The 24,274-nt window shown below is 61.5% G+C and carries 21 protein-coding genes; 15 read left to right on the top strand and 6 right to left on the bottom strand.

Annotated elements, in window-relative coordinates:
- Positions 1-103: 103 nt before the first annotated feature.
- Positions 104-1,021, top strand: a complete 918-nt coding sequence (locus tag PMI29_RS22330; protein WP_007995529.1) for an SdiA-regulated domain-containing protein — start codon at positions 104-106, stop codon at positions 1,019-1,021.
- Positions 1,022-1,165: 144 nt separating this feature from the next.
- Here the strand turns inward: PMI29_RS22330 and rpiA are convergent, their stop codons facing one another.
- Positions 1,166-1,840 carry a ribose-5-phosphate isomerase RpiA gene (rpiA, locus tag PMI29_RS22335; RefSeq protein WP_007995527.1) on the bottom strand — a complete coding sequence of 225 codons (675 nt, stop codon included), beginning with the start codon at positions 1,838-1,840 and terminating at the stop codon, positions 1,166-1,168.
- Positions 1,841-2,176: 336 nt separating this feature from the next.
- On the opposite strand from rpiA, the gene ilvA reads away from it, so the two are divergent.
- Positions 2,177-3,691: a threonine ammonia-lyase, biosynthetic gene (gene ilvA / locus PMI29_RS22340; protein ID WP_007995526.1), complete on the top strand. Its 1,515-nt coding sequence runs from the start codon at positions 2,177-2,179 to the stop codon at positions 3,689-3,691.
- 39 nt (positions 3,692-3,730) lie between these two features.
- Positions 3,731-4,156 carry a DUF2269 domain-containing protein gene (locus PMI29_RS22345; RefSeq protein ID WP_007995524.1) on the top strand — a complete coding sequence of 142 codons (426 nt, stop codon included), beginning with the start codon at positions 3,731-3,733 and terminating at the stop codon, positions 4,154-4,156.
- Between the two features lie 106 nt (positions 4,157-4,262).
- Here the strand turns inward: PMI29_RS22345 and PMI29_RS22350 are convergent, their stop codons facing one another.
- A complete protein-coding gene (locus PMI29_RS22350; RefSeq protein WP_007995522.1) occupies positions 4,263-4,919 on the bottom strand; it encodes an HAD family hydrolase in 657 nt (218 codons plus the stop codon).
- 143 nt (positions 4,920-5,062) lie between these two features.
- On the opposite strand from PMI29_RS22350, the gene PMI29_RS22355 reads away from it, so the two are divergent.
- Positions 5,063-5,542, top strand: coding sequence for an RNA pyrophosphohydrolase (locus PMI29_RS22355; protein ID WP_003229203.1), 480 nt, complete (start codon positions 5,063-5,065; stop codon positions 5,540-5,542).
- A 22-nt stretch (positions 5,543-5,564) separates the two neighbouring features.
- A complete protein-coding gene (gene ptsP / locus PMI29_RS22360; protein WP_007995519.1) occupies positions 5,565-7,844 on the top strand; it encodes a phosphoenolpyruvate--protein phosphotransferase in 2,280 nt (759 codons plus the stop codon).
- Between the two features lie 131 nt (positions 7,845-7,975).
- Here the strand turns inward: ptsP and PMI29_RS22365 are convergent, their stop codons facing one another.
- The gene (locus tag PMI29_RS22365; RefSeq protein WP_007995518.1) at positions 7,976-8,722 is read right to left on the bottom strand and encodes an NRDE family protein; all 747 of its coding nucleotides are present in this window, start codon (positions 8,720-8,722) and stop codon (positions 7,976-7,978) included.
- Between the two features lie 135 nt (positions 8,723-8,857).
- Here PMI29_RS22365 and PMI29_RS22370 point away from each other — a divergent pair, with 135 nt between their 5' ends.
- From PMI29_RS22370 to PMI29_RS22380, 3 genes are all read left to right on the top strand, one after another.
- Positions 8,858-9,640: a sulfite exporter TauE/SafE family protein gene (locus PMI29_RS22370; protein ID WP_007995515.1), complete on the top strand. Its 783-nt coding sequence runs from the start codon at positions 8,858-8,860 to the stop codon at positions 9,638-9,640.
- Between the two features lie 97 nt (positions 9,641-9,737).
- Positions 9,738-10,550: a prolipoprotein diacylglyceryl transferase gene (lgt, locus tag PMI29_RS22375; RefSeq protein ID WP_007976415.1), complete on the top strand. Its 813-nt coding sequence runs from the start codon at positions 9,738-9,740 to the stop codon at positions 10,548-10,550.
- A 49-nt stretch (positions 10,551-10,599) separates the two neighbouring features.
- Positions 10,600-11,571: a thymidylate synthase gene (locus PMI29_RS22380; protein ID WP_007995514.1), complete on the top strand. Its 972-nt coding sequence runs from the start codon at positions 10,600-10,602 to the stop codon at positions 11,569-11,571.
- Between the two features lie 133 nt (positions 11,572-11,704).
- On the opposite strand, the gene cadR is transcribed toward PMI29_RS22380, so the two are convergent.
- Positions 11,705-12,154, bottom strand: coding sequence for a Cd(II)/Pb(II)-responsive transcriptional regulator (gene cadR / locus PMI29_RS22385; RefSeq protein ID WP_007995512.1), 450 nt, complete (start codon positions 12,152-12,154; stop codon positions 11,705-11,707).
- A 93-nt stretch (positions 12,155-12,247) separates the two neighbouring features.
- Here cadR and PMI29_RS22390 point away from each other — a divergent pair, with 93 nt between their 5' ends.
- The 7 genes from PMI29_RS22390 (at position 12,248) to PMI29_RS22420 (ending at position 21,324) form a co-directional block, all read left to right on the top strand.
- The gene (locus PMI29_RS22390) at positions 12,248-14,509 is read left to right on the top strand and encodes a heavy metal translocating P-type ATPase (protein ID WP_007995509.1); all 2,262 of its coding nucleotides are present in this window, start codon (positions 12,248-12,250) and stop codon (positions 14,507-14,509) included.
- A gap of 16 nt (positions 14,510-14,525) precedes the next feature.
- Entirely contained in the window at positions 14,526-15,389 is an 864-nt protein-coding gene (locus PMI29_RS22395) for a LysR family transcriptional regulator (protein WP_007995508.1), read from the top strand.
- Between the two features lie 246 nt (positions 15,390-15,635).
- Positions 15,636-16,712 (top strand): putative 2-aminoethylphosphonate ABC transporter ATP-binding protein, encoded by a 1,077-nt coding sequence (locus PMI29_RS22400; RefSeq protein WP_007995507.1) that lies wholly within the window; start codon positions 15,636-15,638, stop codon positions 16,710-16,712.
- On the top strand, positions 16,712-18,436 hold the full coding sequence (locus tag PMI29_RS22405) for a putative 2-aminoethylphosphonate ABC transporter permease subunit (RefSeq protein ID WP_007995505.1): 1,725 nt from the start codon (positions 16,712-16,714) through the stop codon (positions 18,434-18,436). Before PMI29_RS22400 ends, PMI29_RS22405 begins: the two co-directional genes overlap by 1 nt.
- 54 nt (positions 18,437-18,490) lie before the next feature.
- A complete protein-coding gene (locus tag PMI29_RS22410) occupies positions 18,491-19,516 on the top strand; it encodes a putative 2-aminoethylphosphonate ABC transporter substrate-binding protein (RefSeq protein WP_007987641.1) in 1,026 nt (341 codons plus the stop codon).
- 117 nt (positions 19,517-19,633) lie between these two features.
- Positions 19,634-20,767 (top strand): TIGR03364 family FAD-dependent oxidoreductase, encoded by a 1,134-nt coding sequence (locus PMI29_RS22415; protein WP_007995503.1) that lies wholly within the window; start codon positions 19,634-19,636, stop codon positions 20,765-20,767.
- Positions 20,767-21,324 carry a phosphonate degradation HD-domain oxygenase gene (locus PMI29_RS22420; RefSeq protein ID WP_007995500.1) on the top strand — a complete coding sequence of 186 codons (558 nt, stop codon included), beginning with the start codon at positions 20,767-20,769 and terminating at the stop codon, positions 21,322-21,324. Before PMI29_RS22415 ends, PMI29_RS22420 begins: the two co-directional genes overlap by 1 nt.
- A 150-nt stretch (positions 21,325-21,474) precedes the next feature.
- Here PMI29_RS22420 and PMI29_RS22425 read toward each other — a convergent pair whose 3' ends face one another.
- Positions 21,475-22,851: a GTPase/DUF3482 domain-containing protein gene (locus PMI29_RS22425; RefSeq protein WP_007995499.1), complete on the bottom strand. Its 1,377-nt coding sequence runs from the start codon at positions 22,849-22,851 to the stop codon at positions 21,475-21,477.
- On the bottom strand, positions 22,844-24,214 hold the full coding sequence (locus PMI29_RS22430; RefSeq protein WP_007995497.1) for a DUF2868 domain-containing protein: 1,371 nt from the start codon (positions 24,212-24,214) through the stop codon (positions 22,844-22,846). Before PMI29_RS22430 ends, PMI29_RS22425 begins: the two co-directional genes overlap by 8 nt.
- Between the last annotated feature and the right edge of the window lie 60 nt (positions 24,215-24,274).

Genomic DNA, 24,274 nt, shown 5'->3' with positions numbered 1-24,274 from the left:
AGGATTTCCTGCGCTCGGTTGTAGGATCGGGTCAGTGGCCATTAAGCTTCAGTTCAGACAGGCGTGATATTTCATCCGCCTGTTTTGACCCGAGCCCGCCCGAATGCATCGATTTGCCCGCCCAAAATTCCTGATTCTGACCCTGTCGGTGGTCTTGCTGATTGCGTTGACAGTGATCGCCCAGTACCAGCGCCTGTTTGAGCGCGCGTGGTTCAATGTGCACGCGCTGTGGCAACCGGTGAATTCCCGGTCGATGGGGCTGGACCAATACCAGGTCGTGACCGAAGCGCAGGTGATCGATGGCCTGACTGACGACGTTTCAGCGTTGACCTACGACCCGGTGCGCAAAAGCCTGTTCACCGTCACCAACAAACGCAGCGAATTGATCGAGTTGTCCCTCGACGGCAAGGTTTTGCGCCGTGTGGCGCTGGTCGGTTTCGGCGATCCGGAGGCGGTGGAGTTCATCAGCGCGGACACCTATGTGGTCGCGGATGAAAGCGAGCAACGGCTGATCAAGATTCATCTGGAGCAGGACACCGTCTTCGTCGACGCAGCAGACGCGGAGCAGGTGACCATTGGCGTACACATGGGCACCAATAAGGGCTTCGAGGGGTTGGCTTACGATTCGCGGGGCAAGCGTCTGTTCGTCGCCAAGGAGCGCGACCCGATGCTGATCTACGAGGTGCACGGTTTTCCGCGCTTCAATCCCGAAGAATCCTACTCGGTGCACGTGATCAACAACCCCAAGCGTGATGCCGGGATGTTCGTGCGCGACCTGTCGAGCCTGCAATACGACGAGCGCAGCGGGCATTTGCTGGCGCTGTCGGATGAATCGCGGTTGATTCTGGAGCTGGATGTGGATGGGCGTCCGCTGAGCACCATGTCCCTGAGCAAGTGGCACCAGGGGTTGCAAAAAAACGTGCCACAAGCGGAAGGGATTGCCATGGATGACGACGGTACGATGTATCTGGTCAGTGAGCCGAACCTGTTTTACGTGTTCAAAAAACCAACGCAACTCTAACCGACACCACAAAACACTGTGGGAGCGAGCTTGCTCGCGATGAGGCCAGTACATTCAATATCCATGTTGAATGACGGACCGCTATCGCGAGCAAGCTCGCTCCCACAGGTGTTTCATCTGCCCACAAACAGGTGGGCAGGTTGCTTACTTAGCGCGTAGTGTCTTCACACCTTCACTGGTACCCAACAACAGCAAATCCGCCGGACGGGCCGCGAACAAACCGTTGGTGACCACGCCGACGATCGCATTGATTTGCGTCTCCAGCTCCACCGGGTTGGTGATCTGCATGTTGAACACGTCGAGGATGATGTTGCCGTTGTCGGTCAGCACGCCTTCGCGGTAAACCGGGTCGCCGCCGAGCTTCACCAGCTCGCGGGCGACGTGGCTGCGGGCCATCGGGATCACTTCCACCGGCAACGGGAAAGTACCGAGGACCGGTACCAGTTTGCTCGCGTCGGCGATGCAGATGAACGTCTTGGCCACGGCCGCGACAATCTTCTCGCGGGTCAGGGCGGCGCCGCCGCCCTTGATCAGGTTCAGGTGTTCGTCGCTTTCATCGGCGCCGTCGACATAAAACTCCAGGTCGCTGACGGTGTTCAGTTCGTACACCGGAATCCCGTGACCCTTGAGGCGCGCGGCGGTGGCTTCGGAACTGGCGACGGCGCCATCGAATGCACCCTTGTGCCGGGCCAGGGCGTCGATGAAGCAGTTGGCGGTGGAGCCGGTGCCGACCCCGACGATGCTCTTGTCGTCGAGTTTCGGAAGGATGAAGTCGACGGCGGCCTGAGCCACTGCCTGTTTGAGTTGATCCTGGTTCATGCGGGCTCCGAGGTGCCGAGGAGGGAACGAAAGGCCGGCATTATAGGCTTCGGGGCGGGGAAGGTCATTGCCCGATTGGCAGAGAGCAGGAGCATTGGTGCCGGATTGCTTTTGTGGCGAGGGAGCTTGCCCCCGTCGGAGTGCGTAGCGCTCCCCCTGCATACTTTCAGGCACTCCGAATCAACAGGTTTACGACTGCTTCGCAGCCGAACGGGGGCAAGCCCCCTCGCCACAGGCATAACGTCTGGCCTAAAACCACCGGTTTAGTGTGGTCGTCCGGACAAAAGCCGGGTTAGACTCCTTGGTCCTGCCCAACCCGCTCAGTGATGCTTTCCGATGCTTGAACAGTACGTCAAAAAGATCCTCACCTCGCGCGTTTATGACGTTGCCGTAGAAACCCCATTGCAGACTGCCCGCCAGCTCTCCGAGCGGCTGGGCAACAGCATTTGGCTCAAGCGCGAAGACTTGCAGCCGGTGTTCTCGTTCAAGATTCGCGGCGCCTACAACAAGCTGACTCAGTTGAGCGACGAAGAACGTGCACGTGGTGTCGTCACCGCGTCGGCGGGCAATCACGCGCAAGGCCTGGCCCTGGCGGCGAAGGTGTTGGGCGTGAAAGCGACCATCGTCATGCCCAAGACCACCCCGGAAATCAAGGTCGAAGGCGTGCGCTCCCGTGGCGGCAAAGTGGTGCTGCACGGCGATTCGTTCCCGGAAGCCCTGGCCTACTCGCTGAAACTGGTCGACGAAAAAGGCTACGTCTACATCCACCCCTACGACGATCCCCACACCATTGCCGGGCAGGGCACCGTGGCCATGGAGATTCTGCGCCAGCACCCTCAGCCACTGGATGCGATTTTCGTCCCGGTGGGCGGCGGCGGCCTGATCGCCGGCATCGCGGCGTACGTCAAGTACCTGCGCCCGGACATCAAGATCATCGGCGTCGAGCCGGATGACTCCAATTGCCTGCAAGCCGCCATGGCGGCGGGCGAGCGTGTGGTGTTGCCGACTGTGGGCATCTTCGCCGACGGTGTGGCGGTGGCCCAGATCGGTCAGCACACGTTCGACATCTGCAAAGATCATGTCGATGAAGTGATCACCGTCAGCACCGACGAAATCTGCGCCGCCATCAAGGACATCTACGACGATACCCGTTCGATCACCGAACCTGCCGGCGCCTTGGGCGTGGCCGGGATCAAGAAGTATGTCGAGCAGCGCGGCGTCAGTGGCCAGACCTTCGTAGCCATCGACTCCGGGGCCAACGTCAACTTCGATCGCCTGCGCCACGTCGCAGAGCGTGCGGAGTTGGGCGAGGGCCGCGAAGCCATCATCGCCGTGACCATTCCCGAGAAACCGGGCAGCTTCAAGGCGTTCTGCGAGGCCATCGGCAAGCGTCAGATCACCGAATTCAACTACCGCTATAACACTGGCAGCGAAGCGCACATCTTTGTCGGCGTGCAGACCCACCCGGAAAACGACCCGCGCAGTGCACTGATCGCCAGCCTGAGCGAGCAAGGTTTCCCGGTGCTGGACCTGACCGACAACGAACTGGCCAAGCTGCACATCCGCCACATGGTCGGCGGGCGTGCGGCGCATGTGGTCGACGAAGTGATCCTGCGTTTCGAATTCCCGGAGCGTCCGGGGGCGCTGTTCAACTTCCTCAACAAGCTCGGCGGGCGCTGGAACATTTCGATGTTCCACTACCGCAACCATGGCGCGGCAGATGGCCGGGTCGTCGCGGGCCTGCAAGTACCCCACGACGAGCGCTACCTGGTGCCGGCGGCGCTGGAAGAAATCGGTTACCCGTACTGGGACGAAAGCGACAACCCGGCCTATCAGCTGTTTCTTGGCTGAGCGGCTACGCTGTTGGGCAGGCGATAAGGAAAACTGACAATGGAAACGTTAACTGCCCTGAAAGCGGCGCACATGGTGGCAACTGTTGTACTGCTGGCTTGTGCGCTGGGTCTGGGAATCTGGGTGTTGCTTGCACGGCGCAAAGGTGACGCGACGGCGGGTAGTCGCACTTTGCAACGGCCACGAGTGTTCATCTGGCTGTTGATGGGGCTGGCGCTACTGAGCATGCCGTTCACCGGCTGGTGGATGGTGCACCTGGTGGGCTGGCCGTTGGGGCAGACCTGGTTGCTGGCGTCCAGCGTGTTGTACACCGTCGCGGCGCTGGCGTGGTTCTGGTTGCTGGTGCGGCTGAACAAGCTGCGCAAGACGCCGGGTGGTGTGGGGAAATTCACCTTTGCCCTGGCGTTGTTCAGTTTTGTCTGCTTGGTTGCCATTGCCGGGTTGATGGGTGCCAAACCGGTGTAGGAGCGAGCCTGCTCGCGATGGGCGTTAACGATAACGCGGGGCGCCTGACGCCCCGCAGCGATCTTGAGTTTTTCGCGAGCAAGCTCGCTCCTACAGTAAGGCGATATCAATCGCGCAACGAAATCACCGGCCAGCTGCGCTTCTCGGCCTCGGCCCGCAGATTCGAATCAGGATCGACAGCGATCGGATTAGCCACCAGCTCCAGCAACGGCAAATCATTCATCGAGTCGCTATAGAAGTAGCTGTCATCCAGCGTATACCCGGTTTCCTCCAGCCAGCGATTCAACCGCGTCACCTTGCCTTCACGGAAGCACGGCACATCGGTGCTGCGCCCGGTGTAGCGGCCGTCGAGCATTTCGCATTCGGTGGCGATCAGGGTTTCGACGCCCAGGCGCTCGGCGATCGGTCCGGTAACGAAGCGGTTGGTGGCAGTGATGATCACCAGTTTGTCGCCGGCCGTGCGGTGTTTGGCCAGCAGTTCGATCGCCTTGGGTAGCAAGATCGGCTCGATGCAGTCGCGCATGTAATCGCTGTGCCACTGATCCAGCGTGGCCATTTCGGTGCGGCCAAGGACTTCCAGGCAGAAGTTCAGGTAAGCAGCGTTATCCAGTTTGCCGGCCAGGTAATCCTGGTAGAACGCATCGTTGCGTGCCTTGTATGCGACGGCATCGAGAAAGCCGCGCTCGCACAGGTAATCGCCCCAGGCGTGATCGCTGTCACCGCCCAGAAGGGTGTTGTCCAAATCGAATAAAGCCAGGCGCATTACAGTTACCCGCTGAAAAGTCAGTAAAAAGGCGACAAGAATACGGTCTTTTCACAAGAGTGCACATAAGGTAGGAACCTTCGTTGCCGCCTTAACAACCTTTGTGGAACAATGCGGCGACATGCGTTTGCGAGGTTGTTGCCGTGATCGACCCCGATGGTTTTCGCCCCAATGTCGGGATCATTCTGACGAATGACGCCGGCCAGGTGCTATGGGCTCGCCGAATCAATCAAGATGCCTGGCAGTTTCCGCAGGGGGGAATCAACCCCGAAGAGACGCCGGAAGACGCCTTGTACCGCGAGTTGAACGAAGAAGTAGGCCTGGAGCGCGAAGATGTTGAAATTCTCGCCTGCACCCGGGGCTGGTTGCGCTATCGTTTGCCGCAACGTCTGGTGCGTACCCACAGCCAACCGCTGTGCATCGGCCAGAAGCAGAAATGGTTTCTCCTGCGCCTGATCTCCAACGAGCAGCGGGTGCGGATGGATTTGACCGGTAAACCGGAGTTCGATGGCTGGCGCTGGGTCAGCTATTGGTATCCGTTGGGCCAGGTGGTGACATTCAAGCGCGAGGTGTATCGACGCGCTCTCAAAGAGCTTGCCCCGCGCCTTTTAGCGCGCGACTGACGACGGAGTTCGACCCCGAGCCATGCTCAATACGCTGCGCAAGATCGTCCAGGAAGTTAACTCCGCCAAGGATCTCAAAGCGGCGTTGGGGATTATTGTGTTGCGCGTCAAAGAGGCCATGGGCAGCCAGGTCTGCTCGGTCTACCTGCTTGATCCAGAGACCAACCGTTTCGTGCTGATGGCCACCGAGGGCTTGAACAAGCGCTCGATCGGCAAGGTCAGCATGGCGCCCAATGAAGGTCTGGTCGGCCTGGTCGGCACGCGCGAAGAACCCCTGAACCTCGAAAACGCCGCGGACCACCCGCGCTACCGCTACTTCGCCGAAACCGGTGAAGAGCGTTTCGCGTCGTTCCTCGGCGCGCCGATCATTCACCACCGTCGCGTCGTCGGCGTGTTGGTCATCCAGCAAAAGGAGCGTCGCCAGTTCGATGAGGGTGAAGAAGCCTTCCTCGTGACCATGAGCGCGCAGCTCGCCGGCGTTATTGCCCACGCCGAAGCCACCGGTTCGATCCGCGGCCTCGGTCGTCAGGGCAAGGGTATCCAGGAAGCCAAGTTCGTCGGCGTGCCGGGTTCACCGGGTGCGGCGGTCGGTACGGCGGTGGTCATGCTGCCACCGGCCGATCTGGACGTGGTGCCGGACAAGACCATCTCTGACATCGACGCCGAACTCGGGCTGTTCAAGACCGCCATCGAAGGTGTGCGCGCCGACATGCGCGCGTTGTCCACCAAGCTTGCCACGCAGTTGCGCCCGGAAGAGCGGGCCTTGTTCGACGTCTACCTGATGATGCTCGACGATGCCGCGCTGGGCAGCGAAGTCACCACAGTGATCAAGACCGGCCAGTGGGCCCAGGGCGCGTTGCGCCAGGTGGTCACCGATCACGTCAACCGTTTCGAATTGATGGACGACGCTTACCTGCGCGAGCGTGCCTCGGACGTCAAGGACCTCGGTCGGCGCTTGCTGGCTTATTTGCAGGAAGAGCGCCAGCAAACCCTGGTCTACCCCGACAACACCATTCTGGTCAGCGAAGAACTGACGCCGGCGATGCTCGGCGAGGTGCCGGAAGGCAAGCTGGTCGGTCTGGTGTCGGTGCTCGGTTCCGGTAACTCCCACGTCGCCATCCTCGCCCGCGCCATGGGCATCCCGACCGTGATGGGCCTGGTCGACCTGCCGTACTCCAAGGTCGACGGCATCCAGATGATCGTCGACGGCTACCACGGCGAGGTCTACACCAACCCGAGTGACGTGCTGCGCAAGCAGTTCGCCGAAGTGGTCGAGGAAGAAAAACAACTGGCCCTCGGGCTGGATGCGCTGCGCGATCTGCCGTGTATCACGGTCGATGGTCACCGCATGCCGTTGTGGGTCAACACCGGCCTGCTGGCGGATGTGGCGCGCGCGCAGAAGCGCGGAGCCGAAGGTGTCGGCCTGTACCGCACCGAAGTGCCGTTCATGATCAACCAGCGTTTCCCGAGCGAAAAGGAACAACTGGCGATCTACCGCGAACAACTCGCCGCGTTCCACCCGCAACCGGTGACCATGCGTACCCTGGACATCGGCGGCGACAAGTCGCTGTCGTACTTCCCGATCAAGGAAGACAACCCGTTCCTCGGCTGGCGCGGCATTCGCGTCACCCTCGACCACCCGGAAATCTTCCTGGTGCAGACCCGTGCCATGCTCAAGGCCAGCGAAGGCTTGAACAACCTGCGCATTCTGCTACCGATGATCTCCGGTACTCATGAATTGGAAGAAGCGCTGCACCTGATCCACCGCGCCTGGGGCGAAGTGCGCGACGAAGGCTGCGACGTGCCGATGCCGCCGATTGGCGTGATGATCGAGATCCCGGCCGCTGTTTATCAGACCAAGGAACTGGCGCGGCAGGTGGACTTCCTCTCCGTTGGTTCCAACGATCTGACCCAGTACCTGTTGGCCGTGGACCGCAACAACCCACGGGTCGCCGACCTCTACGACTACCTGCACCCGGCGGTGCTGCAAGCCCTGCAAAACGTGGTGCGCGACGCCCATGCCGAAGGCAAGCCGGTGAGCATCTGCGGTGAAATGGCCGGTGACCCGGCGGCGGCCGTGCTGTTGATGGCGATGGGTTTCGACAGCCTGTCGATGAACGCCACCAACTTGCCGAAAGTGAAGTGGATGCTGCGTCAGATCAACCTGAGCAAGGCCAAGGAATTGCTGGCGGAACTGATGACCATCGATAACCCGCAAGTGATCCACAGCTCGTTGCAACTGGCGCTGAAAAACCTCGGGCTGGCGCGGATGATCAATCCGGGGGCGATCAAGGCCCTCTAAAACGCTGACGGCCTCTTCGCGAGCAAGCTCGCTCCCACAGGGTTTTGTGTTGTTCACAAAGCAGTGAACCTGCACAAGCCCACTGTGGGAGCGAGCTTGCTCGCGATGGGGCCAGTACAGGCAACAAAAAACTAAAGCCTGATTTCCACTTCCCCCAAATGCCCGCCAAACGGCCCGAAACTGCGTTCGACCAGATGCCGCGTCCCATCCGCCTGCACGATCAACGCCGTACTGGCCCGAGTCCCGTAACTCTGACTGGCGATAAACACACTCGATAGCAGTGTCTCGGTGGCCAAGCCGACCCCCGTGTCAGGCAATTCGGCAAACGGTGCTTGCTGCGAATCGCTCAATAACGCCAGCAATGCTTGAGGCTGCGGATCGTCCAGCACCTCGCTCAACGCCGCTTTGGCCTTGAGCAGTTTCGGCCAGGGCGTATCCAGCCCGGCGTTCGACAGCCCATGAACCCCGGCAGGCAACATCACAGCCTCAGATTCCCGGGCATTGAAGTGCCAGAGTTCGTTGGCATTGCCGACCAGCAGGTTAAAGCCGCCATATTCCGACGAACGTGCGACAACGTCGCTCAAATAATCGTCAATCGATACTTCCCCGGTGAGAAACCGTGCCACCAGTTCTCCACGAGACCTGCGCCCCGGTGGCTGGTGGGGATCACGAATGTTGGTCAGCGCGGCAAAGCGTCCGTTGGCACCGACACCGAGCCAGGTACCACCGGCCTCCAGGTCGCGTCCGGCGTACACCTGGGGCGCTTCGGGCCATTGCGCCAGCGGCAGGCTGGGGCGGGCGTAGAACTCATCGCGATTGGCCGCCACGACCAGCGGCTGGGCATGACCCGGGCGCCAGGCAAAAACAATCAGGCACATAAGGCTGTCCTTGTGTGTTTTTTGCCCACTCTACGCAGACATCGCTCATCGATCCATCGCCTTGCACAGTGGAGCTTGAGGCCATGCATCCGTTACCATGCCGCTCCGGTTTTGGGGAGGCGAGCGGGAACGACCATGGAATTTCTGCTCTATCTGGCGCTCGGCGCCTGCGCAGGCGTGCTGGCCGGGCTGTTCGGGGTAGGCGGCGGGATCATTATCGTTCCGGTGCTGGTGTTCAGTTTCAAAGCGCAAGGGTTCGATCCATCGATCCTCACGCATCTGGCAGTGGGTACCTCCCTGGCGACGATTATCTTCACCTCAGTCAACGCGGTCCGTGAGCATCACCGCCGAGGCGCCGTGCGTTGGCCGATCTTCGTATGGATGACCGTCGGCATTCTGATCGGTGCCGGGTTCGGCGCACTGACCGCCGAGGCGATTTCCGGACCGAACCTGCAGAAAATCATCGGCGTGTTCGCGTTGGTGATCGCCGCGCAATTGACACTGGACCTCAAACCCAAGGCCAGCCGAACCGTGCCGGGTAAACTCGGTCTGACCGTGGCCGGCAGCGTAATTGGCTGGGCTTCGGCGATTTTTGGCATTGGCGGCGGTTCGTTGACCGTGCCATTCCTGACTTGGCGCAGCGTGCCGATGCAGCAAGCCGTGGCCACTTCATCGGCCTGCGGTCTGCCGATTGCCCTGGCCAGTGCATTAAGTTTCATGATTCTGGGCTGGCACGATCCGTTGCTCCCGGCCCATAGTCTGGGTTTCATTTATTTGCCGGCGCTGCTGGGCATTGCCCTGACCAGCATGGTGTTCGCCCGCTTGGGTGCGCGATTGGCTCACAGGTTGTCGCCGAAGTTGCTGAAAAGGCTGTTTGCCGCTTTGCTGTTCTGCGTCGGCCTGAACTTTCTAGTCTGAAGCATCTGCTCTGACGGGCAGCGCAATCCTGGCTTAATCCTGAGGTGGCAGCGTCGCCCGGGAATTTTTAAGATTTGAACTCTAACGAGGAGTCGCAATGCTGCCTTACCCGCAGATCGACCCGGTGGCCCTGGCCATCGGTCCGCTGAAAATCCACTGGTACGGCCTGATGTACCTGATCGGCATCGGCGGCGCCTGGCTGCTGGCGTCCCGCCGCTTGAACCGCTTCGACCCGACCTGGACCAAGGAAAAACTCTCCGACATGGTGTTCTGGATGTCGATGGGGGTGATCGTCGGCGGGCGACTGGGTTATGTGCTGTTCTACGATCTGAGCGCTTACCTTGCCAACCCGACGCTGATTTTCGAAGTGTGGAAGGGCGGCATGTCGTTCCACGGCGGTTTCATCGGCGTGATGCTGGCGGCGTTGTGGTTCGGCAAGAAGAACAACAAGTCGTTCTTCCAGCTGATGGACTTCGTTGCGCCGATGGTGCCGATTGGCCTGGGTGCCGGGCGTATCGGCAACTTCATCAATGCCGAGCTGTGGGGCAAGCCGACCGACGTGCCGTGGGCGATGATCTTCCCGCCGTTCAGCGATCCGGCGCAGCTGCCACGTCACCCGTCGCAGTTGTACCAGTTCGCTCTCGAAGGCGTGGCGCTGTTCCTGATCCTCTGGCTGTTCTCGCGCAAGCCGCGGCCGACCATGGCGGTTTCCGGGATGTTTGCGCTGTTCTACGGCATCTTCCGTTTTATCGTCGAGTTCGTCCGTGTGCCGGACGCGCAATTGGGCTATCTGGCCTGGAACTGGCTGACCATGGGCCAGGTGCTGTGCCTGCCGATGATCGTCGGCGGCCTGGTCCTGATCTGGCTGGCGTATCACCGCGCCCCGGCGACTCCAGCGGCAGCTGTATAAAATTCGAACCCCGGGGCTTCGGTCCCGGGTTCAAGGACACAGGTAACTCATGAAGCAATATCTCGAACTAGTCGCCCACGTCATCAAGAACGGCACCAAGCAGGCCAACCGTACCGGCGTGAACACCATCAGCTTTCCCGGTGCGATGCTGCGTTATGACCTGCAGGAAGGTTTCCCGGCGATCACCACGCGCAAGATGGCGTTCAAATCGGCCATTGGCGAAATGTGCGGATTCCTGCGTGGCGTGAACAACGCTGCCGAATTCCGTGCGTTGGGCTGCAAGGTCTGGGACCAGAACGCCAACGAAAACGCCCAGTGGCTGGCCAACCCGTTCCGTCAGGGCGAAGACGACCTTGGTGAAATCTACGGCGTGCAATGGCGCAAATGGCCAGCGTACAAGCAGATCCCGGTCAGCAACCCGGCCGCCATCGAGCAGACCCTGAAGCAAGGCTATCGCCAGATCGCCGAAGGTGAAGAAGACGGACAGGCCTACGTGGTGCTGTACAAAGCCATCGACCAGGTCCGCCAGTGCGTCGATACCATCATCAAGGACCCGGGCAGCCGCCGTATCCTGTTCCACGGCTGGAACTGCGCCCAGCTCGATGAAATGGCCCTGCCGCCGTGCCACCTGCTGTACCAGTTCCACCCGAATGTCGAGACCAAAGAGATTTCCCTGACTCTCTACATCCGCTCCAACGACCTGGGTCTGGGCACGCCGTTCAACCTGACCGAAGGTGCCGCACTGCTGAGCCTGATCGGGCGCCTGACCGGCTACACGCCGCGCTGGTTCACCTATTTCATCGGCGATGCGCACGTCTACGAGAACCACCTGGACATGCTCAACGAGCAGCTCAAGCGCGAGCCGTTCCCTATGCCGAAACTGGTGATTTCCGACCGTGTGCCGGAGTTTGCCAAGACTGGCGTTTACCAGCCGGAATGGCTGGAGCTGGTGGAGCCGGGTGATTTTTCGCTGGAAGGCTACGAACACCACGCGCCGATGACCGCGCCGATGGCGGTCTAAAAATTACCACCGACCCCCTGTAGGAGCGAGCTTGCTCGCGATGAACGTGAACGATGACGCGGGCTATCTGGACAACGCGTCGCCTTTGAATTCTTCGCGAGCATGCTCGCTCCTACAGGGTTACGTGTTGTTTTCAGTGGCCGTGGCTACGGCCGACATGGGAATGCTCAACCTCCGTCGCCACAACTCCGCCGCTCACTTCCAGCCGCTGCAAAATCCCGCATTGATCGACTCCCGGCCCCTCGCCACAGCGTTGGCGCAGGTCGAGCAGTTGTGTCTGCAAGGCCAGCAATCCGTCGATTCGCGCCTTCACATGGTGGATGTGCTCGTCGATCAACGCATTGACGCTTTCGCACTGGTCCTGCGGACTGTCGCGGAACGCCAGCAGGCTGCGGATTTCTTCGAGCGTCATGTCTAGGGTGCGACAGTTGCGGATGAAGGTCAGGCGTTCGGCGTGGGCCTGGGTGTAGACGCGATAGTTGCCGTCGCTGCGGGCCGGTTCCGGCAGCAGGTTCTCGCGCTCGTAGTAGCGGATGGTTTCCACGGCGCAGTCCGTGAGTTTCGCCAACTCTCCAATCTTCATGACGCCAATCTCCAAAACTCCAGAATCGGTGCTTGACCCTATAGTGGCTACAGGGTCTTTACTTGGCAACAGGCACTCTTATGGACGCAACCAATGAGCGATTCCCTGCACTCCCACAAACCCGGGGCTGAACATGAACACAGCCACAAGCTCAAGCCGCTGCAAAAGCATGGCCATGGCGGTCACGACGACGCCTGCTGTTCTTCCAGGGCGACCGCACCCGCGGTGATAAAACTGAGCGAGTCGCCAACGCCCGGGGCCCGGCTGAGCAGTTTTCGCATTGAGGCGATGGACTGTCCAACCGAACAGACACTGATCCAGAACAAGCTAAGTAAACTGACCGGGGTACAGCAGCTTGAGTTCAATCTGATTAACCGGGTGCTCGGCGTGACCCATGATTTGCCCGGTATCGAGCCGATCGTCGAGGCCATCAAATCCTTGGGCATGCAGGCCGAGCCAATGGAACAGGGTGCGGAAACCCCGACGCCGGTGCCCCGGAAAAAGCCGTGGTGGCCCCTGGCACTGTCCGGTGTGGGTGCATTGCTGGCGGAAGTTATCCACTTCACCGCTTCCGCACCGAACTGGGTGGTGGCGGTTATCGCACTGGTCTCGATCCTCAGTGGTGGCCTCGGCACCTACAAAAAAGGCTGGATCGCCCTTAAAAACCGCAACCTGAATATCAACGCGTTGATGAGCATTGCCGTGACCGGCGCGGTGCTGATCGGCCAGTGGCCGGAAGCGGCCATGGTGATGTTCCTGTTCACCGTGGCCGAGTTGATCGAAGCCAGATCCCTCGACCGCGCGCGCAATGCCATCGGCGGCCTGATGCAGATGACCCCCGACACGGCAACGGTGCTGCAGTCTGACGGGAGCTGGCTTGAGCAGGATGTCAAAAGCGTTGGGCTCGGCGCGCGGGTGCGGGTCCGTCCCGGTGAGCGCATCGGCCTGGACGGTGAAGTGCTGTCCGGCCGGTCGACCATCGATCAGGCGCCGATTACCGGTGAAAGTCTGCCGGTGGAAAAAACCGTCGGCGACAAAGTGTTCGCCGGCACCATCAATCAGGCCGGTTCCCTGGAGTACGCGGTGACCGCCGCCGCCGACAACTCAACCCTGGCCCGCATCATCCACGCCGTCGAGCAGGCCCAAGGGGCACGGGCGCCGACCCAGCGTTTCGTCGATCAATTCTCGAAAATCTACACTCCGGTGGTGTTCGTCCTGGCCCTGGCTGTGGCGATCATCCCGCCGCTGTTCATGGACGCTGTGTGGTTCGACTGGATCTACCGCGCGCTGGTGTTGCTGGTGGTGGCTTGTCCATGTGCACTGGTGATTTCCACCCCGGTGACTATCGTCAGCGGTCTGGCGGCGGCGGCGCGCAAGGGCATTCTGGTCAAGGGCGGCGTGTACCTGGAAGGTGGGTACAAGCTGGATTACCTGGCTCTCGATAAAACCGGGACGATCACCCACGGCAAACCGGTGCAGACCGATTACCTGTCCCTCGACCCGACCGCTGACGCTACAGCCCCGGCGATTGCCGCTGCGTTGGCCGGGCGCTCGGATCACCCGGTTTCCATGGCAATCGCCAAAGCGGCTGTGGATAAACAAACCGCGACGCTGATTGTGGATAACTTCGAAGCGCTGGGTGGGCGCGGTGTGCGCGGCGAGATCAACGGCCAGCTCTACCATTTGGGCAACCATCGTCTGGTGGAGGATCTTGGCCTGTGTTCGCCGGCGCTGGAAGAGAAGCTGTTTGCCCTGGAGAAACAGGGCAAGTCGGTGGTGCTGCTGCTTGATTCGTCCGGCCCGTTGGCGCTGTTCGCCGTCGCCGATACGGTAAAAGCGTCCAGCCGCGAAGCCATCCAGCAACTGCATGACCTGGGCATCAAAACCCTGATGCTCACCGGTGATAACGTCCACACCGCGCAAGCCATTGCTGCGCAAGTCGGCATCGACGAGGCCAAGGGCGACCTGTTGCCGGGGGACAAATTGCAGGCTATCGAGGCTCTTTATGCCCAAGGGCACCGGGTCGGCATGGTCGGCGACGGCATCAACGACGCACCTGCGCTGGCGCGTTCCGAGATAGGTTTTGCGATGGCCGCCGCGGGTACCGATACCGCTATCGAAACCGCCGATGTCGCCCTGATGGACGACGATCTACGCAAAATCCCGGCATTCATTCGCCTGTCGCGGCAAACATCGAGCATCCTCAAACAAAACATCGCCCTGGCTTTGGTCATCAAGGCGATCTTTCTTGGGGTAACCTTCGCCGGGCTCGCTACCATGTGGATGGCGGTGTTCGCCGACATGGGCGTGAGCTTGTTGGTGGTGTTCAATGGTTTGCGCCTGCTGCGCAAATAAAGGATGAGGGACAGTTGTGCTGAGTGCCGAGCTGAAGGCGTTTTACATGGTGGCCCGCCTGGGCAGCATTACCCAGGCTGCAAAGAAGCTCGGCCTGAGCCAGCCGACGGTGACGACGCAGATCCGCAACCTCGAAAGCCAGTACTCGGTCGAACTGTTCTACCGTGGCGGCCGGCGCCTCAGCGTCAGTGACGAAGGTGCGCGGCTGCTGCCGATGGTCAAGGTGCTGATGCAACAGGAAGCCGATATCGAGTTTTTTCTGCGCAACTGCGGCCAGGTCCAGGGCACATTGCGCATTGCCGCCACCGCGCCGTATTACATCCTCGACCTGGTGAAGACTTTTCGCGAACGCCTGCCGCAAGTGGAGGTCTCGGTCGAAATCGGCAACTCCCAACAGGTGCTTGAAGCGCTGGAGGATTACCGGGTCGATGTCGCGGCGTCGTCGCAGTTGCTCGATGACGCGCGGCTGATTCGCCGGGTGCTCGGCAGCGATCCGCTGGTGCTGGCGGTGCATCGCAATCATCCGCTGGCGGTTCACGATCACGTACCGCTCGGCGCCTTGGCCGGGCATACCTTGCTGATGCGCGAGCGGGGCTCGACCACCCGTCGCCTGACCGAAGAGTTGCTGACCAGCGCCGGCGTGTGTTTCGGCCCGCTGCTGGAGATCGGCAGTCGCGAATCGATCCGCGAAGCGGTGCTGCGCAACATCGGCATCAGCATCATTGCCCGCCAGGAAGTGCCCCATGATCCGCAGCTGCGGGTGCTGACCATCGAGAATGCGCCACAGATTCCCGAGTACCTGTACTGTCTCAAGGAGCGCAAAGGCGCGCGGCTGCCGGCGGCTTTTCTGGGGTTGGCGCAGGAAATGGCCCCGGCCTGAATTCTGGGGTGTCTGTACCGGCCTCATCGCGAGCGAGCTCGCTCCCACAGTGGGTTTGAGGTGAAACACAAATTGTGTGAACACCCAAAATCCCTGTGGGAGCGAGCTCGCGATGGCGGTTGATCAGGCGACTCAAAACTTAACCCAAAATCCTTGAATACCACTATCGGCAGTTTTTGCCTTACTGCCACATGACGGACTCATTACAACCCTAGGATGGCCCCATCTGCTAGATGAGGTCCGTCCATGAACAACTCGATCGCAACTGCCCTGACCAACCCCGGCGCACCGATGAAAGTGCGCGGCGTACAGAAACGTTTTGGCGCCTTCACGGCGCTGGATAACGTTTCCCTCGACGTGGCGGCCGGTGAGCTGGTGTGTTTGCTCGGCCCGTCGGGCTGTGGCAAAACCACCTTGCTGCGCTGCATCGCCGGTCTGGAGAAGCAGGACAGCGGCGAGTTGTACCTGGGTGATCGCGATGTTTCCCACCTGGCGCCCCAGGCGCGGGACTACGGCATTCTGTTCCAGTCCTACGCGTTGTTCCCCAATCTCACCGTCGAAGCGAACATCGCCTACGGCCTCGCGGGCAGCGGTCGCGACGAAGTGCGCCGTCGGGTCGGTCAGATGCTGGAACTGGTTGGCCTGACCGGCAGCGAGAAAAAGTACCCGGGCCAGTTGTCCGGCGGTCAGCAGCAACGGGTGGCACTGGCCCGAGCCCTGGCGCCCGCGCCTTCGTTGTTGCTGCTGGACGAACCGATGTCGGCCCTTGATGCGCGAGTGCGCGAGCATCTGTGTACCGAACTGCGCCAACTGCAACGCAACCTCGGCATCACCACCCTGATGGTCACCCACAACCAGGACGAGGCCATGCTGATGGCCGACCGCATCGCCGTGATGAACAACGGCAAGGTCGAGCAGTACGCCACGCCGCAGGAAATCTACAATCGCCCGGCCACGCCATTCGTGGCGGAGTTCGTCGGCCAGGGCAACTGGTTGCCGTTCCATAGCGGCAGCGACAGCCACGCCCAGGTCGGCGGGATGAACATGCGCCTGGCCAATGGCAGCGCTAAAACGTCGTCCGGTCGTTTGTTCTGCCGTCCGGAAGCGATCAACGTCAACCCGCTGGTGCATGAGGAAAACCTGTTCCCGGCCAAGGTTCGTGAAATCACCTTCCTCGGCAACCGCTGCCGCATGAGTTTCGAACTCGATCAATTGCCGGGCCATGCGCTGTTGGCGGAGCTGGCACCGGAAGCCATGCCGCGCCTTGGTGCCCGGCAGATCATGGTCGCCTTGCCGCCGCGCAGCCTGCAGGTGTTTGCCTGATGAGCGCGAACATCGCGCTGCCGCTGCCGCAAAAGCAGGTTCGGCAGACCAGCCGCGCCGAGATCGGTGACCGGTTGTTCGTGGTTGGCGGCAAAGTCCTCCTGCTGGTGTTGTTGGGCGTTGCCGTGTTGATGCCGTTGCTGGCGATCTTCTGGCGTGGTTTCAGCGCAGAAGCCGGGCAGGGCGGTGGCTGGGTCGCCGCCAAAGAACTGGTGACCAGCGAAAACTTCCACTGGTTGCTCGGTAACAGTCTGAAGGCTTCCCTCAGTGTCGCGGCCATTGTCGTACCACTGGCCTATCTGTTTGCCTACGCTCTGCAACGAACCTTGATTCCGGCCAAAGGCATTTGGCGTGGAATTTCGCTGCTGCCGTTGATGGCGCCATCGATGCTGCCGGGCATTGCGCTGGTTTACCTGTTCGGCAACCAAGGCATGTTGCGGGGTTTGCTCTCGGACAACATCTACGGTTTCTGGGGCATTGTGCTCGGCGAAGTCATCTACACCTTCCCGCACGCCTTGATGATTCTGCTGTCGGCCCTGTCCCTGGCCGATGCGCGACTGTTCGACGCTGCCTCCAGCATGGGCGCGAGTTCTGCCAAAGCCTTTCGCAGCATTACCTGGCCGGCGACCCGTCAGGCCGTATTCGCCGCGTTCTGCCTGGTGTTCACCCTGACCATCACCGATTTCGGTGTGCCGGTGGTGGTCGGCGGCGACTATCAGGTGCTGGCGCTGGAGGCCTACAAGGCTGTGGTGGGTCAGCAACAGTTCGGTCGCGGTGCGCTGATCGGCATGGTGTTGCTGCTGCCCGCGCTGTTCAGCTTCGGGGTCGATGCCTGGTTACGTCGGCGTCACGGCGACGCCATGAGCGGTCGTGCCCAGGTGTTCAAACCGGCGCCATCGAAGCTGCGCGACGGTTGCTACCTGGCCATTGTCCTACTGATCTGCACCGCGCTATTGCTGGTGTTCGGCATGGCGGTGTTCTCGTCCCTGGTGAAGTTCTGGCCGTACAACCTGTCGCTGTCGCTCAACCATTACCAGTTCAACGAAACCGCCGGAGGTGGCTGGCTGGCCTACGGCAACAGCCTGAAGATGGCCTTGGGCACGGCGTTGATCGGCAGCCTGCTGATCTTCACTGGCGCGTACCTGATGGAGAAAACCAAGGGTCAGCGCGGCCTGAACCTGACCTTGCGCATGCTCAGCTTCGTACCGATGGCGGTGCCGGGCCTGGTGCTGGGGTTGGGTTACGTCTTCTTCTTCAACCTCACCGGCAACCCGCTGCACGTGCTCTACGGCACCATGACGCTGTTGATCGTCTGCACCATTGCTCACTATTTGACCACCGCGCAGATGACCGCCACCACCGCGCTGCGTCAACTCGATGCCGAGTTCGAAGCGGCCGCGCTGTCGCTCAAGGCGCCCCTGTACCGCCACTACCTGCGTGTCACCGTGCCGATTTGCCTGCCGGCGTTGCTGGACATCGTGCGCTACCTGTTCGTCTCGGCCATGACCACCGTCTCGGCGGCGATCTTCCTCTACAGCCCCGACACCATCCTCGCGGCGGTGGCGGTGTTGAACATGGACGACGCCGGCAACGTCGGCGGCGCGGCAGCGATGTCGACCCTGATTCTGTTCACCTCGGCGGGCGTGTCCCTTCTGCTGGCCTGGGCTTCGCGCGGTTTGCTGCGCCGGTCCCAAGCCTGGCGGCAGACCGCGCCCGGCCACTGATTCCCTTCTCCTCAAACCGAAAGCACCCACTCAACTCAACAACAGGAAAAGATCATGTTCAAGCCTATGGCCCTGGCCGCTGCTGTCCTCACCGCTTTCAGCCTGAACGCCTATGCGGCGAAAACCGAGTTGACGGTGTACACCGCCCTCGAAGCCGAACAGCTGACCGCTTATAAGGCAGCGTTCGAAAAGACCAACCCTGACGTCGAAATCAAATGGGTGCGTGATTCCACCGGCATCATCACCGCTAAACTGCTGGCCGAAAAAGAACGCCCGCAGGCTGACGCCGTATGGGGCCTGGCCGCTTCCAGCCTGGCGATCCTCGATCAGCAAGGGATGCTGCAAAGCTACGCACCAAAGGACCTGGGCAAGATCGGCGGCAACTACCGCGACGCCGCCAACCCGCCAGCCTGGGTCGGCATGGACGTCTGGGCCGCGACCATTTGCTTCAACACCGTCGAAGCCGAAAAGCAGGGCCTGACCAAGCCAGTGAGCTGGCAGGACCTGACCAAGCCTGAGTACAAAGGCAAGATCGTGATGCCGAACCCGGCATCGTCCGGCACCGGTTTCCTCGACGTCAGCGCCTGGCTGCAAACCTTCGGCGAGAAGCAGGGCTGGGCGTACATGGACGGCCTGCACCAGAACATCGGCCAGTACGTTCACTCCGGTTCCAAGCCTTGCAAACTGGCGGCTGCCGGCGAATTCCCGATCGGTATTTCCTTCGAATACCCGGCCGTTCAACTCAAGCGTAAAGGCGCACCGCTGGACATCATCCTGCCGAAGGAAGGCCTGGGCTGGGAGATCGAAGCGACTGCCGTGATCAAGGGCACTGCCCACGAAGAAGCCGCAAAGAAACTGGCTGACTTTTCCGCCAGCCCTGAGGCGATGGAACTCTACAAAGAAAACTTCGCCGTGCTCGCCCAGCCAGGTATTGCCAAGCCGCAGACCGAACTGCCGGCCGACTACGAACAGCGCCTGATCAAGAACGACTTCGCCTGGGCTTCGAAGAACCGCGACGAAATACTGACTGAATGGCGCAAGCGCTATGACGGTAAGTCCGAGAAAGTGGTAGCCAAGTAAGATCTTCATCGGCTGAAAGGGCCTCTTCGCGAGCAAGCTCGCTCCCACATTGGAATGCGTTCTCCTGTGGGAGCGAGCTTACTCGCGATAGCGGTCTTGAATTCAGGACAATTTGTCATGACACAACACAACGACATGCTGATCGTCGGCGCCGGCATCCTGGGTTTGTCCCACGCGTATGCCGCCGCCAAACGCGGTCTGAAGGTCACGGTTTTCGAGCGCAGCGAAACGCCTGTTGGCGCCTCGGTACGCAACTTCGGCCAGGCCCTGGTCACCGGCCAGCCGCCGGGACCGATGCTGGAACTGGCCCGCGCCAGTCGCGCAATCTGGGGCGATTGGGCACAGCTCGCCGGCCTGCAACTCAAGCGTAATGGCTCGTACCTCTTCGCCCGCACCGAGGCGGAAGAGCAACTGCTGGAAGCCTTCTGCGATGGCCGCGCGGTGGAGCACGGTTACCGCGTCGACCTGCTGCGCGGCGCTGCGTTACGCGATTTGTACGGAGGCCAGTTCCGCCATCACCGTGCGGCGTTGCACGGCATGGACGACCAGCAGCTGTATTCGCGCGAAGCGATTGCGGCGCTGATCGACTTCCTGCGCCGTGACCTGGGCGTCAAGTTTCACTTTTCCACCCTGGTGCGCGATGTCGAGCCCGGTCGCCTGCACAGCACCGCCGGCAGCTTCAGTGCCGAGCAAATCATCGTCTGCTCCGGCCATGATTATCAGACTTTGCTGGCCGAGCAGATCGCCGAACTCGACCCGCAAATCTGCCGCCTGCAGATGCTCCGCGCCCGGCCGCACGTCAACCTCAACCTGCAACACGCCTTGCTCACCGGTTTGAGTTGCGTGCACTACGGCGCCTTCGCCGACTTGCCGGAGGCCGCGGCGGTGCAGGCAGAAATTCTGCAGTACGCGCCGCATCTGCACGAAAACGGCATTCACCTGCTGATCAGCCCGACGCCCTATGGCGAGTTGATCATTGGCGATTCGCACCATTACGGCCGCGATCCGTCGCCCTTCAATGCCGAGCAGGTCGATGTGTGGATGATCGAACTGGCCGAGCAGACCCTGGGCTGCAAGGTGCAAGTGGTCGAACGCTGGCAGGGTGTCTATGGTTCACGGGGACCGGGACCGTTCTCGTTCCTGCGCCCGGCGAAAGGCCTGAGTGTGGCGTTGATGCACACCGGTGTCGGCATGAGCGTCGGACCGGCAATGGCCGAACGCAACGTTGCGACGGTATTGGAGGAAATCTGATGGAACGCAATGCACGAGTGATCGCCGAGGTGTTCGGTTTGTACGAGCGCTTTGGCGACAGCGACTACATCGGCGAGCCGGTGTCGCAGATCGAGCACATGTCCCAGGCGGCGGTGCTGGCCATGGCCGAAGGCTTCGACGACGAAGTGGTACTGGCGGCGTTCTTTCATGACATCGGGCATATCTGCGCCGAAAGCGCGGAGAACATGGGCGGCTTCGGAGTGGTCAGCCATGAGCGCCTCGGTGCCGACTACCTGCGTCGCGCCGGCTTCAGCGAGCGCATGGCGCGGCTGGTGGAGTATCACGTTCAGGCCAAGCGTTACCTGACGTTGAAGGAGCCTGGGTATTACGACCGATTGAGCGAAGCCAGCCGCCGGACCCTGGAATATCAGGGTGGGGTGATGACGGAGGCCGAGGCTGAGGCGTTCGAAAAAGACCCGTTGTGCGCGGTGAGTTTGCGTATGCGGCAGTGGGATGAGCAGGCCAAGGAGATATATGTGCCGGTGATTGATCTTGGGGTGCTGAAGGAAAAAGCGGTGCGTCTACTGGCGACGTAAAGCCTCGGCACCGGGTGGCTGCCTTCGCGAGCAAGCCCGCTCCCACATTGGATTTGTGACTGGTCACTGATGGATGGTCCAGCACAAAACCCTGTTGGAGCGGGCTTGCTCGCGAAGGCGTCAGTCCAGGCAAAGCAAGTGTTCCTGCCTCTACAGCTGCTGTGCCAGAACCTCAACCTGCTCCTGCCGCTCCGCCTGATTCAGTTTGGAATGAGGATTGAGCGACGACCATTGCGGATGCGCCCGGGCCTTGTTCAAGGCTTCGGGTAGCTTGCCTTCGCGCCAGCTCTTGTCCTGGGGCGTGGCCAGCTGAATGCTGTCCATCGCCGCATGCCCACGGGCGTTCAGCGCTTGCAGCAATTGCCGTTGGCGCAACGCCAACAGGCGCAGCACGTTGTCATCCACCGTCAGTTCGCGCTGGCCCTTGATCTTGCCGAGCAAACGGCTGCCATAACTGCGCGCGGTTTGCAGCGCGCCACCGGCGATGGCCCCGGCCAGTGCCGCCGCACCCAGAGTAATCCCGCCCACCAACAAGTCGACCCCGGCCCCGGCGGCGGCACCCGCGGCGATACCGCCACCGACGCGCACGCCCAGTTGCTTGAGGGTTTCCGGATTGAACAGGTCATCGCCCCAACGGCCGTCGAGCAGCGGCAAATCACTGGCGGCGGCATCCTGGGGGCGGAAGGCATAGAGCTTGAGCAAGGCTTCGACGCAGCGCTGTTCACGCTGGCGTACGGCTTTGCGCAGTTCGCTGATCGCCTGTTGTTCCTGCTCGGCATCACTGACCACACTGCGTCGGCAGGCCGCGCAATCGATCAGCAATTCTGCAATCAATCGCTCTGCGCTTTGTTGACGAGCCAGGCGCTGGGCTAGCTGATCGGCGATCAGGCGTTCGAGTTGCGGTCGGGCCGTTTCCAGCAACAGGGCGAGACTTTCATAGAGTCGACGTTCGCCATCTTCCGGTGGCGCGACACTGTCGAAACGCACCAAGGCATGCAAGCCCAACCGCGCCAGTGCTTCGCGCCAGGCCGGTTCGCGGTGGTTGGCGCTGCTGACGAAATTCAGCACTGGCAGCAAGGGCTTGCCGCAACTGGCCAGCACTTCCAGCTCGTCACGGTACTTGGCCAGCACCGGTTCGCGGGCGTCGATCACGTAGAGACCGGCATCGCAGGTCAACAATTGCCGCAGCACCTTGGCCTCCTGTTCGAAGCGCTGGCGTGCTTCGCTGCTCTCCAGGAATCGAGCCAGCCGCGCCGGGCCGTCGAGCCGTTCGCCGGGACGCTCCAGGCGTTCGAGGTAATCGAGCAGGGCGATGGCGTCTTCCAGGCCAGGAGTGTCGTAGAGGTCGAGCAGCGGCTCGCCGTCCACCGACAGCCGTGCGCCCTCGACATGCCGCGTGGTGCTGGGGCGATGGGACACTTCACCGAAGCCGACGTCGCGAGTCAGGGTGCGCAGCAACGAGGTTTTACCGACGTTGGTGTGACCGACCACGGCGAGTTTCAGAGGCTGCTTCCAGGCGTCAGTCATGACCCGTCTCCAGCCAGTTCATCGGTGCACAATCGGCAAATGGCAGCTCCAGCTGTTGCAGCGCCAAGTGCCAGTCGCTGAGGCGTTCGGCGTCCAGCGCTTCACCGGATGGCGCCTGCAACAACCACACGCGGGTGGCGCTGGCGCTGCGGGCCAGTTCGGCAATCAGGGCCAGGCTGCCGCGATCCGGCGAGCGCCGCGGATCGCACGCGATGGCCAGGCGCGCCGGGGGGAAACGGCTCAATTGTTCGAGGAGTTTGTGCCGCGATTCACGACTGTCGAGGATGCCGGCGTTGCTCACGCTTTTCGGCAAATGCGGTGGCCACGGGCGCTGGTCGTCCAGCTCAATGGCGACCAACAGTGCGCCGTCGCTTTGCTGCTCGGTGACACCGCTTTCCACGCGATGCAGTTGTGATGGAGCGGCATCGCTGACGCCGAGACGCTCGCTGGTGGGCATCAAGCGCTCGCGCAGTTGTGCGTAACCGGGCAGGTTCAAATCCAGACGCAGCGCCGTTTGTCCCGTCTTCCAGCGCCACAGGCAAAACAGCGCGAGCAGCAGGCGCGGCACCACGCCGTAAACCAACAGCACACCGACCAGCCACGCGGCCCAGGCCTGTCGGGCGCTTTCGATGTTCAATGCCGCATCGCCGCTGGCGCGGATCATTTCCTCGGTCGGCACGCTGAAGCCGAACAGGGCCGGCAACGCGCCGAGGGCCTGGGTCACGGCAATAAAGGTGTCGGCGCTGAGAATCGTGGTTTCCCAAACGAAGCCGTAGCGCCGGGTTGCCATCAACATCAGCAGGATGGCCAGCGCGCTGAGCATCGCCAGCAACCACAGGCTGTTGACCAGCACGCCGAGGGCCCAGCGATTGAGCTTCTGCCGTTGCAACAACAGGAGCAGGGCGGGTGCCAGTTGTGCGGCTTTGGCATCCCGGGCGAGCTTTTCGCTAAGCCACAGCCACAAGCGCCCGAGGCTGGCGCCGTGTTCGCCGGCAAATACCAGGCCCAGGCCCCAGCTCAGCAGCAGGATCAGATTGAGCCCGAGCAGGCTGCCCAAGGCCCAGAACACATTCACCGGGTGCAGGCCGTCGCTCATTGCGGCAAAGGCCAGGCCGGCGCCGCTGATCACGGCCAGCACCGCCATTACGATCAGCGCCAGTCGTGCACCTTGCAACCAGTGTGTAAGAGCCGCCGCCAGGCCATCGCGTTCGGCCAGCCACAGGGCGCGGCGTTGAATGCGCGTCGGCAAATCGCCCCCGGCGCTGCGGGCCAGACGGTTAGCTTCCAGATCGTCCAGGGGGCCAGCGTGTTCTTCGCGCAGGCGGATGGTTTCTGTCAGCCAGAGGGTATTGAGTTCAGTCACGCGGCATCCCGTCGCTTAAATGAGCTGTGAGCATAACCGCTGTGGCGCTTATCGGCGAAA

It is taken from the genome of Pseudomonas sp. GM49, assembly GCF_000282355.1.
Lineage (GTDB): Bacteria > Pseudomonadota > Gammaproteobacteria > Pseudomonadales > Pseudomonadaceae > Aquipseudomonas.
Note: the sequence above shows the minus strand (reverse complement) of the source record. Positions and strands in the feature narration are given on the sequence as shown.

What these genes read in the sequence shown, in the direction of transcription:
- PMI29_RS22330 (WP_007995529.1), top strand. Translation starts at nt 104, where the DNA reads ATGCATCGATTTGCCCGCCCAAAATTCCTGATTCTGACCCTGTCGGTG.
- rpiA (WP_007995527.1), bottom strand. Translation starts at nt 1,840, where the DNA reads ATGAACCAGGATCAACTCAAACAGGCAGTGGCTCAGGCCGCCGTCGAC.
- ilvA (WP_007995526.1), top strand. Translation starts at nt 2,177, where the DNA reads ATGCTTGAACAGTACGTCAAAAAGATCCTCACCTCGCGCGTTTATGAC.
- PMI29_RS22345 (WP_007995524.1), top strand. Translation starts at nt 3,731, where the DNA reads ATGGAAACGTTAACTGCCCTGAAAGCGGCGCACATGGTGGCAACTGTT.
- PMI29_RS22350 (WP_007995522.1), bottom strand. Translation starts at nt 4,919, where the DNA reads ATGCGCCTGGCTTTATTCGATTTGGACAACACCCTTCTGGGCGGTGAC.
- ptsP (WP_007995519.1), top strand. Translation starts at nt 5,565, where the DNA reads ATGCTCAATACGCTGCGCAAGATCGTCCAGGAAGTTAACTCCGCCAAG.
- PMI29_RS22365 (WP_007995518.1), bottom strand. Translation starts at nt 8,722, where the DNA reads ATGTGCCTGATTGTTTTTGCCTGGCGCCCGGGTCATGCCCAGCCGCTG.
- PMI29_RS22370 (WP_007995515.1), top strand. Translation starts at nt 8,858, where the DNA reads ATGGAATTTCTGCTCTATCTGGCGCTCGGCGCCTGCGCAGGCGTGCTG.
- lgt (WP_007976415.1), top strand. Translation starts at nt 9,738, where the DNA reads ATGCTGCCTTACCCGCAGATCGACCCGGTGGCCCTGGCCATCGGTCCG.
- PMI29_RS22380 (WP_007995514.1), top strand. Translation starts at nt 10,600, where the DNA reads ATGAAGCAATATCTCGAACTAGTCGCCCACGTCATCAAGAACGGCACC.
- cadR (WP_007995512.1), bottom strand. Translation starts at nt 12,154, where the DNA reads ATGAAGATTGGAGAGTTGGCGAAACTCACGGACTGCGCCGTGGAAACC.
- PMI29_RS22390 (WP_007995509.1), top strand. Translation starts at nt 12,248, where the DNA reads ATGAGCGATTCCCTGCACTCCCACAAACCCGGGGCTGAACATGAACAC.
- PMI29_RS22400 (WP_007995507.1), top strand. Translation starts at nt 15,636, where the DNA reads ATGAACAACTCGATCGCAACTGCCCTGACCAACCCCGGCGCACCGATG.
- PMI29_RS22405 (WP_007995505.1), top strand. Translation starts at nt 16,712, where the DNA reads ATGAGCGCGAACATCGCGCTGCCGCTGCCGCAAAAGCAGGTTCGGCAG.
- PMI29_RS22410 (WP_007987641.1), top strand. Translation starts at nt 18,491, where the DNA reads ATGTTCAAGCCTATGGCCCTGGCCGCTGCTGTCCTCACCGCTTTCAGC.
- PMI29_RS22415 (WP_007995503.1), top strand. Translation starts at nt 19,634, where the DNA reads ATGACACAACACAACGACATGCTGATCGTCGGCGCCGGCATCCTGGGT.
- PMI29_RS22420 (WP_007995500.1), top strand. Translation starts at nt 20,767, where the DNA reads ATGGAACGCAATGCACGAGTGATCGCCGAGGTGTTCGGTTTGTACGAG.
- PMI29_RS22425 (WP_007995499.1), bottom strand. Translation starts at nt 22,851, where the DNA reads ATGACTGACGCCTGGAAGCAGCCTCTGAAACTCGCCGTGGTCGGTCAC.